The sequence below is a fragment of the Sphingobium terrigena genome, assembly GCF_003591655.1.
GTDB classification, from domain to species: Bacteria; Pseudomonadota; Alphaproteobacteria; order Sphingomonadales; family Sphingomonadaceae; genus Sphingobium; species Sphingobium terrigena.
On sequence record NZ_QVRA01000004.1, the window covers coordinates 42,783 to 55,251 of the forward strand.

Annotated in this window: 12 protein-coding genes; 4 read left to right on the forward strand and 8 right to left on the reverse strand. The window is 62.9% G+C overall.

The window, feature by feature from the left end; translation table 11 throughout:
* The first annotated feature begins 74 nt into the window (after positions 1-74).
* Positions 75-1,493: a porin gene (locus D0Z70_RS05675; protein ID WP_119744485.1), complete on the forward strand. Its 1,419-nt coding sequence runs from the start codon at positions 75-77 to the stop codon at positions 1,491-1,493.
* A 225-nt stretch (positions 1,494-1,718) separates the two neighbouring features.
* Here D0Z70_RS05675 and D0Z70_RS05680 read toward each other — a convergent pair whose 3' ends face one another.
* Both D0Z70_RS05680 and D0Z70_RS05685 read right to left on the reverse strand, forming a co-directional pair.
* Positions 1,719-2,657, reverse strand: a complete 939-nt coding sequence (locus D0Z70_RS05680; RefSeq protein ID WP_119744486.1) for an SDR family NAD(P)-dependent oxidoreductase — start codon at positions 2,655-2,657, stop codon at positions 1,719-1,721.
* An 11-nt stretch (positions 2,658-2,668) separates the two neighbouring features.
* Positions 2,669-3,544 (reverse strand): beta-keto acid cleavage family enzyme, encoded by an 876-nt coding sequence (locus D0Z70_RS05685; protein WP_119744487.1) that lies wholly within the window; start codon positions 3,542-3,544, stop codon positions 2,669-2,671.
* A gap of 118 nt (positions 3,545-3,662) precedes the next feature.
* Between D0Z70_RS05685 and D0Z70_RS05690 the strand changes: the two genes are divergently transcribed.
* Both D0Z70_RS05690 and D0Z70_RS24845 read left to right on the forward strand, forming a co-directional pair.
* Positions 3,663-4,496 carry a helix-turn-helix transcriptional regulator gene (locus D0Z70_RS05690; protein ID WP_119744488.1) on the forward strand — a complete coding sequence of 278 codons (834 nt, stop codon included), beginning with the start codon at positions 3,663-3,665 and terminating at the stop codon, positions 4,494-4,496.
* A gap of 82 nt (positions 4,497-4,578) precedes the next feature.
* Positions 4,579-4,731, forward strand: coding sequence for a hypothetical protein (locus D0Z70_RS24845; protein WP_182913856.1), 153 nt, complete (start codon positions 4,579-4,581; stop codon positions 4,729-4,731).
* Positions 4,732-4,769: 38 nt separating this feature from the next.
* Here D0Z70_RS24845 and D0Z70_RS05695 read toward each other — a convergent pair whose 3' ends face one another.
* Positions 4,770-5,462: a CDP-alcohol phosphatidyltransferase family protein gene (locus D0Z70_RS05695; protein ID WP_119744489.1), complete on the reverse strand. Its 693-nt coding sequence runs from the start codon at positions 5,460-5,462 to the stop codon at positions 4,770-4,772.
* 460 nt (positions 5,463-5,922) lie between these two features.
* Here D0Z70_RS05695 and D0Z70_RS05700 point away from each other — a divergent pair, with 460 nt between their 5' ends.
* On the forward strand, positions 5,923-7,530 hold the full coding sequence (locus tag D0Z70_RS05700; protein ID WP_119744490.1) for an alpha-glucosidase: 1,608 nt from the start codon (positions 5,923-5,925) through the stop codon (positions 7,528-7,530).
* A 3-nt stretch (positions 7,531-7,533) separates the two neighbouring features.
* Here the strand turns inward: D0Z70_RS05700 and D0Z70_RS05705 are convergent, their stop codons facing one another.
* Genes D0Z70_RS05705 through D0Z70_RS05725 form a run of 5 tightly spaced genes read right to left on the reverse strand, consistent with a single transcriptional unit; the run spans position 7,534 to position 12,468 of the window.
* On the reverse strand, positions 7,534-8,529 hold the full coding sequence (locus tag D0Z70_RS05705; RefSeq protein ID WP_119744491.1) for an NAD(P)H-dependent flavin oxidoreductase: 996 nt from the start codon (positions 8,527-8,529) through the stop codon (positions 7,534-7,536).
* The gene (locus tag D0Z70_RS05710) at positions 8,529-9,692 is read right to left on the reverse strand and encodes an acetyl-CoA C-acetyltransferase (protein WP_119744492.1); all 1,164 of its coding nucleotides are present in this window, start codon (positions 9,690-9,692) and stop codon (positions 8,529-8,531) included. The genes D0Z70_RS05705 and D0Z70_RS05710 overlap by 1 nt, the downstream gene beginning before the upstream one ends.
* A gap of 22 nt (positions 9,693-9,714) precedes the next feature.
* Positions 9,715-10,500 carry an enoyl-CoA hydratase/isomerase family protein gene (locus D0Z70_RS05715; protein WP_119744493.1) on the reverse strand — a complete coding sequence of 262 codons (786 nt, stop codon included), beginning with the start codon at positions 10,498-10,500 and terminating at the stop codon, positions 9,715-9,717.
* A 1-nt stretch (position 10,501) separates the two neighbouring features.
* Entirely contained in the window at positions 10,502-11,263 is a 762-nt protein-coding gene (locus tag D0Z70_RS05720) for an SDR family NAD(P)-dependent oxidoreductase (protein ID WP_119744494.1), read from the reverse strand.
* A gap of 20 nt (positions 11,264-11,283) precedes the next feature.
* Positions 11,284-12,468 (reverse strand): acetyl-CoA C-acyltransferase, encoded by a 1,185-nt coding sequence (locus tag D0Z70_RS05725; RefSeq protein ID WP_119744495.1) that lies wholly within the window; start codon positions 12,466-12,468, stop codon positions 11,284-11,286.
* Between the last annotated feature and the right edge of the window lies 1 nt (position 12,469).

The following is a 12,469-nucleotide window of genomic DNA, read 5'->3' on the forward strand; positions in this document are numbered from 1 at the left end:
GAATCAAGTCTATTGCTGTCATATAGCTGTCATCGAATCGCCATAAACGCGCCCCGACAATGAGGGGCGAGCATATGATCCGATCGAAACATATTCAGGCGGGACTGGCCGTCAGCCTGCTGGCGCTGATGCCGCAGGCCGCGCAGGCGCAGACGGTAGAGCAGCTGCAAGCGCAGATTGACGAGCTGAAAGCACAGGTCCAGTCGCTCGTCTCGGCGCTCGCTGCCAGCAAGAGCCAGACCGCGCCCGTCGTCGCGCAGGTGCCGCCACAGTCGACGACGCCTGCCACGACATCGGCCGCAGCGCCCACCGTGCTGGCATCGGCTCCCGCGCCAGCCCCCACCACTGCATCGGCCAAGTCCAAGGCCTGGTATGACCGGCTGACCCTGCGCGGCTATACCCAGATGCGCTACAATGCTTTCCTGTCGGGCGACGACACGGCGCCAACGGGCGTATCGCGCCTGCGCTCCGTCCATGACAGCAGCATTTCGGACCGGGGCAGCTTCTCGCTCCGCCGCGTTCGCCTGATCGTGCAGGGCGATATTTCCGATCGCGTCTCCCTCTATCTCCAGCCCGATTTTGCGACAGCCGTGAATAATCAGGCGGGCAGCGAGCGGCGCGAAGGCTTCGTCCAGTTGCGCGACGCCTATGCCGACGTGTTCCTGGACAAGGCCAAGAGCGTTCGCGTCCGCTTTGGTCAATCCAAAGTCCCTTATGGCTGGGAAAATATGCAGTCCTCGTCCAACCGGCTGACGCTCGACCGCAGCGACGCGATCAACAGCGCGGTGCCGAGCGAGCGGGACCTTGGCATCGTTGCCTATTACACCCCGCCCTCGGTCCAGAAAATCTGGGATGAACTGACCCGCGACGGACAAAAATTGTTCGGCAATTACGGTGCCTTCGGCGTCGGCGTGTTCAATGGTCAGGGCATCAACAAGACCGAGCAGAATCGCGGCCTGATGAAGGTGGCGCTGGCGACATGGCCGTTCGAGATTGGCGATCAGGTGGTCGAATTTGGCGGATCGGCGATGATGAACGACGTCCAGCCCGAACTGCGCAGCGGCGGCGTCAGCCCGGTCGCCTATAAGGATAATCGCGTCGGCCTGCACGCCATGCTCTACCCCAAGCCGTTCGGCATCCAGGCCGAATGGAACTGGGGCAAGGGACCGGAATTTGATGTCGCCACCCAGTCGATCCAGACCAAGAATCTGCAGGGCGGCTATGTCCAGGCGATGATGCGCCTGCCGACCGAAAATCTCGGATCGATGATGCCCTACGGCCGCTGGCAGCATTATCGCGGCGGCTGGAAGGCGGGGACCAACGCCCCGCGTCTGGAAACCGACGAATTTGAACTGGGCGTCGAATGGCAGCCATGGAAGGCGCTGGAATTCACCTTCGCCTATGCCCGGATGAAGCGCGCCGAAGCCGACGAACGCCGCACCGGCCGCGCAGAAGGCAACCTCATCCGCACGCAGGTTCAGTGGAATTATTAATGGCTCATCGCCTGCTTGGCGGGCGCTGTCCTACATCCGCCGACCATGCTAAAAAGCCTGTCGGAATCGCGGCCAGGAAAAGACATATAGTGTCGCAAACTGGATATAAAATGTCGCATTTGCCGGGAAATATGCGAAGTTAAGCGCAAGCCTGTAGGATTTTGACGTTCCCAAAAAAGCTGGCCGGGCTAACCCCTTTTCGCCCGGCCAGAGGGATTTACAAAGTCAGCTGTCGACTGTTTCCCTGACGCTGCGCTGCGCCAGCTGGGCGTCGAACACCGGGTTGGACAGCAGGAAGCCAATCTCCTTGGCCCGCTCCTGATTGACCGTTTCGTGCGGCATCGACGCCAGAATCGCGTCGAAACGAGTCCGCATCCCGGCGGCAAATTCGGGGTGGGTCAATATATAAAGGTCGTTGGCGCATATCCCCGCCAGCACCCGCTCACCCACTTCGTCGGCGCTCATCCACAGCGGCGAGACAGGGCGCTTTTCCAACGCCTCCTCGCGCGCGCGATAGCCGCTATCTTCGCGATATTCGGCGGGCCGCAATTCGCCGCTATGGGCGATATTGCTCTGCACCGGTCCCGGCATGAAGGCTGAGACGCCGATATTTTCCGCCGCCAGTTCCCCCCTTATCGCTTCGGAAATCCCCAGCACCGCCGCCTTGGCCGCGGTATAGATGGCCGAGTAGCTGATCGGGATCAGCGCCGACTGGGACGATGTGGTGACGATCTGCCCGCCCTCCCCATGGGCCTTGATCCGGGGAAGGATGGTGACGAGGCCGTTGATGACTCCGCCCAGATTGACCCCCATGCCCCAGTCCCAGTCATCGAACCGCGCGTCCAGCACCGGACCCATGACGCCGACCCCGGCATTGCCGATCAGCATATGGATTTTCCCGAACCGTGCCTCCGCTGCATCCGCCGCACGGGCGAAAGCGACGCGGTCCGTGACGTCCAGTTGCACCGTCTCCACCTGGGCATCGGCGGCCAGATCAGCCTTTGCTGCTGCCAGCGCGTCCTGCCGGATGTCGGCGATCACCACATTGGCCCCGGCCCGCACCAGCGCCCGCGCGATGCCAAGGCCGATGCCGTTCGCGCCGCCGGTAATGAAGGCCGTCCGCCCCCGCACATCGGCCATGGGCGCTGTGATTGCCTGCGTCATATCTCTCTCCCTTACTGTTTCAGGCCCAGCATCGCGCGCGCTTCCCCGGCGCTGGCGATGTCGCCGCCCATCCGCTCGATCATCTCGACGCCCCAGCGGACCAAATCGGCATTGTCGACGGCCATGCGCCCGCGCCGCAAATAGATGGTGTCCTCAAAACCCACCCGGACATTGCCGCCCAGCAGCACCGACTGCGCCGCCATCGGGAAGCTGTGGCGGCTGACGCCAAAGCCGGTGAAGGGCGTGCCGCGCGGTATCTGGTTCCTGGCGTAGAGCATCGCTTCGGTCGTCGCCGGCAGGCCATATTTGGTTCCCAGCACGAAGGTGAAGGGCGCGTTTTTGGGGATCGCACCCTTGGCCATCAGATCATCGGCAAAGACGAAATCGCCTGCCTCGAAACATTCAATCTCCGGCAGGACGCCCGCCTCCTGAATCATATGACCCATGGTGGTGATCATCGGATCAAGATTGATCGCCACCCCACCCCACAACTGCATCGTACAAATGTCGAGCGTGCACATGTCAGGCTTGAGGTCGAGAATATGCTCCAGCCGCCGCTGCGCTGTGAACATCAGCGTGCCCGGCCCGCAGACCGCGGGATCATCGTCGCTCTGCATCCAGGTGCAACCCGGCCCGGTGGTGACGTTCAGGATCAGCTCGTCATTCTTGGCGCGAATGAGGCCCACCACCTCGCGATAATCGTCGAGCGCCTGCGAGGGGTCGCCCGTTTCCCGGTCGCGGACATGCAGGTGGATGATCGAGGCACCCGCTTCAGCGGCTGCCAGGGCTTCGGCCGCGACATGATCGGGCCGGAACGGGAAATTGGGATGATCGGGCATCGGCGAACTTCCCGTCACCGCGCAGGTCAGAAATAGCTTGCCAGCCAACCGCACTCTCCTGTCTTGTGTCGACTATGTTGCCGACCCGTCAGCAGGGGTCTTGCAGAACAAGCGGCCCGCAAGAAGGCCGGTGGATGTTCCATTATAGAGAGTAACTGGATAAGGCATGGCACAGCGGGAAGAATTGTCGCGTTTCCTGAAAGCCGCCCGCGCCAAGCTGGCGCCGTCCGATGTCGGCCTGCCCGCAGGCGAGCGTCGCAGGACACGCGGCCTGCGGCGCGAGGAGGTGGCAACGCTCGCGGGGATGAGCGTGACCTGGTACACATGGTTCGAGCAAGGGCGTGAGGTGCAATTGTCCGCTCCGATGCTGGAACGGTTGAGCCGCACCCTGCGCCTTAGCCCCAACGAACGCGAATTTCTGTTCGCCCTGGCCCAGCACCGCCCGCCGCCGCTGGCCATGCGGCCGGACGAGACGATCCATGCCGGCACCCAGCATCTGATGGATGCGCTGTCCATTCCGGCGCTGGTCATCATAGAGGATTGGACGGTCATCGGCTGGAACCGGCTGGTCGCCCGCGCCTTTCGCGATTACAGCCAGATGCCGCATGAACAGCGCAACCTGTTCCGCATCCTGATGCTCAATCCCCGCTATCGCGCCGACCCGGACAAGTTTCAGGACATGTGTCGCCGCCTGATCGCCCGCTTCAAATGGGACTATAGCCGCACCAGCCAGCCGGACGTGTTTGAAGGTATTATTGCCGACATGATGGAGCAATCCGAATTTTTCCGCCAATATTGGCAGGAGTCGGAAATCATGGCGCATTTTGAGGATACCAACATCGCCGATATGCCGGGCGTGGGCGAAATCATGTTCCGCCATACCAGCTATGCGATCGAGGAAGCGCCGGGGCAAAGGCTGTTGCTGTTCGCGCCATTGGACGATGTCAGTGCAACGCGTCTGGCCCGGCTGGTGGCGGAGGCCGATCCGGTCGTCGCCTGAGCCAATAGCGTTTCAATATCTCTCTTCTCCCGCCGCGCATTCATGCTATGATCGGCGTTATATAGAATAATGGAGAGGAACCATGCTGCTGCTGGCACGGTGTCTGGACTGGCTTTGCCTTGCTTTTGCATCGGGCGTTCAGGATGAAATGCGTCTGAACGAGTTGATCCTGGGTGCGACCCAGCGATCGACCGCGACGCATGACGCAACCGCACAATCGCTTCCGCGTCGCTAAGCCCTGTCGAGATATTGAGGGCCGGCCAGTAAAGCCGGTTAGCGGCCTGCATCCTTAGCGTCGCTGATCGCCAGACGCTTCGCGGTCGTGAGCGTCTGGATGACAAACAGCAGGATCAGGATCACCGAGACGACGCCGACAAACAGGTCAAACCCGGAAATCGCGCCGAACAGGCCGGGCGCATAGCCCAGCGCCATCATAGCCAGCGTCAGGCCGATCAGCATCAGCCGCAACTCGGTTGGACCGGCGGACAGGTATGAAAGTTTGAACTCCCCCATCACCCGCGCCGCCAGATAGGCATGGATCGACAGCAGAAGATAACCGGCCAGCGCCACCAGCGCGACATCCATGCGAATATAGGGGCTGGCCCCCATTCCGGCCAGGATCAACAACGTTGCCAGGCCATCGCAACTATGGTCGATAAAATAGCCATAGGATGGCCGCTCGATCCGCCGGAACCGCGCCAGGCTGCCGTCCATGGAATCGCCGAACCATTGCAGCACATAGCCACCGATCGCCAGCCACAGCCAGCCGACATGCAGGCTACTGGCGGCATAGCCGGCAAAGATGGCGAAGGCCCCGACCATACCAAGCGCTGTCAGCAGGTCGGGTGTGACCCAGCGCGGCATCCGGGCGCAGAGCCAGTTCAAAAGGCGGCGTTCTGAGGCAGCCAGCACATTTTGCTGGATGCGATCAATCGGTGGCGAGGATGGGCCGGATGGCAATGTCATGGCGCCTTATGACGAACAGATGACAGCGTGACAATCACCTGCGCCCACCATGTTGTCGACAATGGTCTTTATATCACGTCGAACTGCCAGAGCTTTTGCGAGGCTATCGTCGAAGTGGACAAAAAAAGGGCCGATCCGAAGACCAGCCCTTGAAAGTTTAGGAGAGGATGCCTGAAAGGCACCTCCTGCTTCCCGCGAATTGGACTTTGCTGCAAGTGCGAAATCCTTGTTCGCGATTGCAAAATATGCACCTGTCTCGATAGCACTGCTTTCCGTAACGGAAGGTGGGACTGCATCCGCAAGCGACGACGCGCCCGGTCGGGTGAATTTGTGATCAGCAGGCGAATCGGCACGATGCCGAATCGCGCGATCGAGGACTTCACCTGCCGCTTGCGATGTGTAGATTGTCCCGGTTGCGGCTGCACAATGTCGCCGCCTGTCCGATAGGAGCGAACCAGCGATGCCCCATGCCGCCGACAAAGCTGACCAGCTCTGGTGGAAGGGCGCGGTCATCTATCAAATCTATCCGCGCAGCTTTCAGGACAGCAACGATGACGGCATTGGCGATCTGAACGGCATCACGCAAAGGCTGGATCATATCGCCCGGTTGGGGGCGGATGCGATCTGGATTTCGCCCTTCTTCACTTCGCCCATGCGGGACTTCGGTTACGACATTGCCGATTATTGCGATGTCGATCCGATCTTTGGCACACTCGCCGATTTCGATGCACTGGTCGCCCGCGCCCATGCTTTGGGCCTCAAGGTCACGATCGACCAGGTTTATGCCCATAGTTCCGACCAGCATGACTGGTTCGCACAAAGCCGGGCGAGCCGCAGCGGCGAGAAGGCGGACTGGTATGTCTGGGCCGATCCGAAGGCGGACGGTACGCCGCCCAACAACTGGCAATCGGTATTTGGTGGCCCGGCCTGGACCTGGGACGCGCGGCGCGGCCAATATTATATGCACCAGTTCCTGACCAGCCAGCCGCAACTCAACGTCCACAACCCGCAAGTGCAGGATGCTCTGCTGGACGTCATGCGGTTCTGGCTCGATCGCGGCGTGGACGGGTTTCGCCTCGACGCCTTGAACCATGCGATGCACGACCCCGATTTCCGCGACAATCCCCCTGCCCCCGACGATGGCAGTCCCCGCACTCGCCCGTTCGACTATCAGATCAAGCGCTACAGCCAGTCGCACCCCGGCGTCGTCCCCTTTGTCGAGCGTATCCGGGCGCTGTGCGACGCATATGGCGCGATCTTCACCGTTGCCGAAGTCGGCGGGGCGCTCGCCGAGGAGGAGATGAAAGCCTATACTGCCGGGGACAAGCGCCTCAACAGCGCCTATGGCTTCACCTTCCTCTACGCGCCTGCCTTGACCCCCGCGCTGGTCGCGGAAACGGTCGATCGCTGGCCCGACGAACCGGGCATGGGCTGGCCAAGCTGGGCGTTCGAGAATCATGACGCCCCCCGCGCCCTGTCGCGTTGGTGCGCGCCCGAAGATCGCCCCGCCTTTGCCCGGATGAAGATGGCGCTGCTGATGGCGCTGCGCGGCAACGCCATCCTCTATCAGGGGGAGGAATTGGGGATCACCCAGGTCGATATTCCGTTCGAGCGGTTGCAGGACCCCGAAGCTATCGCCAACTGGCCGCTGACCCTATCGCGTGACGGCGCCCGCACGCCGCTGCCCTGGTCCGCCGACGCCAAGCAGGCAGGATTTTCCGGCGTCGAACCCTGGCTGCCCCATGGCGAGGATCATCTCGCGCTGGCCGTGGACGCGCAGGAGCGTGATCCCGAATCGCTGCTCCACTTCAGCCGCGCGATGCTGGCGCTACGGAAGGCAAACCCGGCGCTGCGTCATGGCGCGCTGGACATTATCGTTGCCGATGCCGCCTGCCTTGCGTTCCGGCGGACCAGCGGCGACCAGTCTTTGCTCTGTATTTTCAACCTGTCGCGCGCGGCGATAGCGTGGCCCGCAGGCGTTGACGGGTCGGGCCGCATCCTGAGCGCCGTCAATGGGGCAGCGCCGGGCGACCTGCAGCCATATGCTGCCCTGTTGATCGAGCAATGAGGCTCAGGCCGCGACCAATTCCCCGCTCAGCATGTCGCTCAACCGACCGCGTATGATCGCTTCGGCATCGCCGACGATCCGCTTGATCAGCGCCTCGCAGGTCGGGATGTCGTGGATCAACCCCTGCACCTGCCCGGCCCAGACCAGGCCTGCGTCCAGATCACCCGTCTCCAGCGCGACCCGACCCTTTGCGCCCGACACCAGCGGCTGGATATCCTGAAACACCGCGCCCTCGCGCAGCGAAATTTCGACCACCTGATCCGACACGCTATTCTTGGCGACGCGCCCTGTATTGTGGAATTTGCGGAAGATGAGGTTCGTCCCCCGCTCGTCATTATCGACCAGAAACTGCTTCACATTGTCATGGATCGGCGCTTCGACGGTCGCGCAGAAGCGGGTGCCCATGTTGATGCCGTCCGCCCCCAGTGCCAAAGCGGCGGCAAGACCGCGCCCGTCGCCGAAACCACCGCTGGCGATCATCGGGATGGTCAGCTTGTCGGCGGCAGCAGGGATCAGGATGAGGCCGGGAATATCATCCTCGCCCGGATGCCCGGCGCACTCGAACCCGTCGATCGAGATCGCATCCACGCCCATACGCTGTGCGGACAAAGCGTGGCGCACCGCCGTGCATTTATGGACGACGATGACGCCATGCGCCTTGAAATCGTCGACATGCTCCTGTGGCTTGTGCCCGGCGGTCTCGACGATCTTCACGCCGCTGTCGATGATCGCCTTGCGATACTCGGCATAGGGTGGCGGATTGACCGATGGCAGGATGGTGAGATTCACCCCGAACGGCTTGTCAGTCATCGTGCGGCACCGCTCGATTTCCCGGCGCAGGTCGTCGGGCGTCGGCTGGGTCAGCGCGGTCAATATGCCAAGGCCACCTGCGTTGGAGACAGCGGCGGCCAATTCCGCCCGGCCAACCCACATCATCCCGCCCTGCACGATCGGATGTTCGATCCCGCACAGATCGGTAAAGCGCGTCCTGATCCCCATTACAGCGCTTCCACGATCGTCACATTGGCGACGCCGCCGCCTTCGCACATCGTCTGCAAGCCGTAGCGCTTGCCGCGCGCCTTAAGCGCGTGAATCAGCGTAGACATCAGCTTGGTGCCGCTGGCGCCCAGCGGATGGCCCAGCGCAATCGCGCCGCCATTGACGTTGAGCTTGGCCGGGTCCGCGCCGATTGCTTTCAGCCACGCCATCGGGATCGCAGCGAAAGCCTCGTTCACCTCGAACAGGTCGATGTCGTTGAGGCTGAGGCCCGACCGCTCGAACGCGCGCCGGGTCGCCGGGATCGGCTCTTCCAGCATGATGACCGGGTCGCCCGCCGTCACCGTCAGATTGACGATGCGGGCAATGGGTTTCAGGTTGAAGCGCTTGATCGCGGCTTCGCTGGCCACCAGCACACCCGATGCGCCGTCGGTCATCTGGCTGGCATTGGCCGCAGTGATGGTGCCGCCTTCTTCCAGCGTCTTGACGCTGGCCATCGCTTCCATCGTCCCGCCACGCCGGACGCCATCGTCGGTGTCGAACAGGCCTTCGGGCGTTTCCACACCGACGATCTCGTTCTTGAATGCGCCGCTGTCGATTGCCGCTGCCGCTTTGGCATGGCTGGCGAGCGCAAAGGCGTCCATATCTTCGCGGGTGAAACCATATTTATTGGCGATCGCCTGCGCCCCGTGGAACTGGCTGAATTCAGCGACGCCATAGCGATTCTGGATGCTCTTGGGCCATGGCCCGACGCCCAGGCCTGCGGCGGCATGCAGCTGATAGTTGGATCCCATCGGCACCCGCGTCATGCTTTCCGCACCCGCCGCGATCACCAGATCCTGCGTGCCGGACATGATCGCCTGCGCCGCGAAATGCAGCGCCTGTTGCGACGACCCGCACTGGCGGTCGATCGTCACCGCAGGCACACTGTCGGGCAGTTTCGACGCCAGCACCAGATTGCGACCAAAGGCAAAGCTTTGTTCGCCCGCCTGGCTGACGCAGCCCACGATCACATCCTCGATCGCGGCGGGATCGACCCCGGTGCGATCGACCAGTGCATTGAGGACGGTCGCGCCCAGATCAGCGGGATGCACGTCGATCAGCCCGCCCTTGCGCGCGCGGCCCCCGGCGGTGCGGACGGCTTCAACAATATAGGCTTCTGCCATGCTATCAAACTCCCCTGAAATCTTAATGCCTGAAATTGGCTGGTCTTTTGCCGAAATAGGCGGCCAGCCCCTCGCGACATTCAGCACTCGCCCCGGCGTTGGAAATCGCCTGCACTTCATTGTCGAGCTGGGTTTCAAACCCGCTCTCGAAACTCTGGCGCAGCAAGGCGCGGGCCGCGCCGATCGCCCCGGTCGCCGCATTGGCCAGCGTCGCGGCCACAGCATCGCCCTCCGATGCCAGCTGACCATCCTCCACCAGCCTCGTCACCATGCCGATCGCTTCGGCCTCTGGTGCCTTGATCCGGCGATTGGTCAGGATGATCTCCTGCGCTTTGCGGAGGCCAACGAGACGCGGTAACAGCCAGCTCATGCCCCCGTCGGGGGTCAGGCCCAGTCCGCCATAAGCAGCCGTGAAATGGGCCGACCGCGCGCACAGCACCACGTCGCCGCTGATCGCCAGGCTAAGCCCCGCCCCCGCCGCCGGGCCGTTGACCAGCACCAGCAACGGCTTTGCCATGCGCGCAAAACGCGCCAGCGCCATGTGCAGCGTGCCCGCCAATTCGCTCAGCAGCGCATCGACATGGTCGCCCGCCGACTGGAACAGGCTGACATCGCCACCAGCGCAGAACAGCCGCCCCGCCCCGGTCAGCACGACGCAGCGAATCGCGCTGTCGGTCTGACAGCGGATCGCGACATCGACCAAGGCGCGCGCCATGGCCAAGTCTACCGCATTGCCTGCATCAGGCCGATTGAGCGTGACGCGGGCGATGCCGTCAGCAACCGTGAACAGGACGGGGGCGTCGCTCATATCAGCGTGGCGCCATGCGGATCGCGCCGTCCAGACGGATGACATCGCCATTCAGCATCGGGTTGCGGATGATGGATTCCACGAGTTGCGCATATTCGGCAGGCTTGCCGAGGCGGCTAGGATGCGGCACCTGCGCGCCCAGCGCGTCCTGCACATTTTGCGGAAAGGCTTCCAGCATGGGGGTAAGGAAAATGCCCGGCGCGATCGTCATGACGCGAATCTTATGCTGCGCCAGGTCGCGCGCGATCGGCAGGGTCATGCCAACGACGCCGCCTTTCGACGCGCTATAGGCCGCCTGCCCGATCTGCCCGTCATAGGCTGCGACCGATGCAGTGTTGACGATGACGCCACGCTCCCCGTCGATTACCTCCGCCGCAGCCAGCCGGGCGGAAAATTTGGAAATGACGTTGAACGTGCCAATCAGGTTGACGGTCACGGTCTTGGCAAACGTGTCGAGCGGATGGGCCACATTCTCCTTGCCCACCGTCTTGATCGCCGGCGCGATCCCCGCGCAGTTGACCAGGATGCGTGCAACGCCATGCGCCGCCTCGGCCGCGTCCAGTCCCGCGGCCACGCTGGCATCGTCGGCGACATTGACCCCGACATAGAGGCCGCCCAGTTCGGCGGCGACAGCCTTGCCCGCGTCCTCATTCAGGTCGAAGATCGCAACCTTGGCACCCTGCGCCGCCAACATTGTTGCCGTCGCCTTGCCCAGACCCGAAGCGCCGCCCGTAACAATGGCAGCCAAACCCTTGATATCCATAAATACTTGCCCCTATTCGATCAGACCAGTTCGATCGCCATCGCTGTCGCTTCGCCACCGCCGATGCACAGGCTGGCGACGCCGCGCTTCAGCCCGCGCGTTTCCAGCGCGCCGATCAGCGTCGCGACGATGCGCGCGCCCGATGCGCCGATCGGGTGGCCCAGCGCGGTCGCGCCGCCATTGACGTTCAGCTTTTCCGCCGGGATGCCCAGTTCCTTCGCCGCAATCATCGCAACGACGGCAAAGGCTTCATTGACCTCGAATAGATCGACATCGTCCACCGACCAGCCTGCCTTTTCCAGCAGCTTGCGCATCGCCGGGACCGGGGCCGTAGTGAATTTCGACGGCTCATGGGCATGTCCCGCAGTCGCGACCACGCGGGCAACGACCTTCATCCCCTGCTTGTCAGCGACGCTCTGCCGCGTCATCACCAGCGCAGCTGCGCCGTCGGAAATGGACGAGGCATTGGCGGCGGTAATCGTGCCATCCTTGACGAAGGCGGGCTTGAGACCAGGGATCTTGTCCGGCCGTGCCTTACCCGGCTGTTCGTCGGTGTCGACGATCGTGTCGCCGCCCCGGCCCTTGACCGTCACCGGCGTAATTTCGCGAACAAACGCCCCGCTGCCAATCGCGGCATTGGCGCGTTCGAGCGAGCGGATGGCATAATCATCCTGATCGGCGCGGGTGAACTGATAATCGCGCACCGCTTCCTCGGCGAACACGCCCATCGCCTTGCCGGGTTCATAGGCATCTTCCAGCCCGTCCATCATCATCGTGTCGATGATCCGGTCATGGCCGATCCGCGCGCCGCTGCGATGCTTGGGCAGGGCGTAGGGGGCATTGGTCATGCTTTCCATGCCACCTGCAATCACGACATCGACAGCCCCGGACGCCAGCGCCTCATGCGCCATGATCGCCGCCTGCATACCGGAGCCACACATTTTGTTGACGGTGGTCGCTTCGGTGTTGAGGCCAAGGCCAGCGCCCAGCGCCGCCTGACGGGCAGGTGCCTGACCCAGACCTGCAGGCAGGACGCAGCCCATATAGATGCGATCGACCGCATCGACCGAAACGCCTGCCCGCTCGACCGCCGCCTTGACCGCCGCAGCGCCCAGCTCCGTGGCCTTGAGCGCGGACAAGGCACCCTGAAACCCGCCCATCGGCGTGCGGGCATAGCTGGCGATGACTACCGGATCGTTCTGCATA

Excerpts from the sequence above, each read along its gene's own strand:
- D0Z70_RS05675 (WP_119744485.1), top strand. The coding sequence starts at position 75 with ATGATCCGATCGAAACATATTCAGGCGGGACTGGCCGTCAGCCTGCTG.
- D0Z70_RS05680 (WP_119744486.1), bottom strand. The coding sequence starts at position 2,657 with ATGACGCAGGCAATCACAGCGCCCATGGCCGATGTGCGGGGGCGGACG.
- D0Z70_RS05690 (WP_119744488.1), top strand. The coding sequence starts at position 3,663 with ATGGCACAGCGGGAAGAATTGTCGCGTTTCCTGAAAGCCGCCCGCGCC.
- D0Z70_RS24845 (WP_182913856.1), top strand. The coding sequence starts at position 4,579 with ATGCTGCTGCTGGCACGGTGTCTGGACTGGCTTTGCCTTGCTTTTGCA.
- D0Z70_RS05695 (WP_119744489.1), bottom strand. The coding sequence starts at position 5,462 with ATGACATTGCCATCCGGCCCATCCTCGCCACCGATTGATCGCATCCAG.
- D0Z70_RS05700 (WP_119744490.1), top strand. The coding sequence starts at position 5,923 with ATGCCCCATGCCGCCGACAAAGCTGACCAGCTCTGGTGGAAGGGCGCG.
- D0Z70_RS05705 (WP_119744491.1), bottom strand. The coding sequence starts at position 8,529 with ATGGGGATCAGGACGCGCTTTACCGATCTGTGCGGGATCGAACATCCG.
- D0Z70_RS05710 (WP_119744492.1), bottom strand. The coding sequence starts at position 9,692 with ATGGCAGAAGCCTATATTGTTGAAGCCGTCCGCACCGCCGGGGGCCGC.
- D0Z70_RS05715 (WP_119744493.1), bottom strand. The coding sequence starts at position 10,500 with ATGAGCGACGCCCCCGTCCTGTTCACGGTTGCTGACGGCATCGCCCGC.
- D0Z70_RS05720 (WP_119744494.1), bottom strand. The coding sequence starts at position 11,263 with ATGGATATCAAGGGTTTGGCTGCCATTGTTACGGGCGGCGCTTCGGGT.
- D0Z70_RS05725 (WP_119744495.1), bottom strand. The coding sequence starts at position 12,468 with ATGCAGAACGATCCGGTAGTCATCGCCAGCTATGCCCGCACGCCGATG.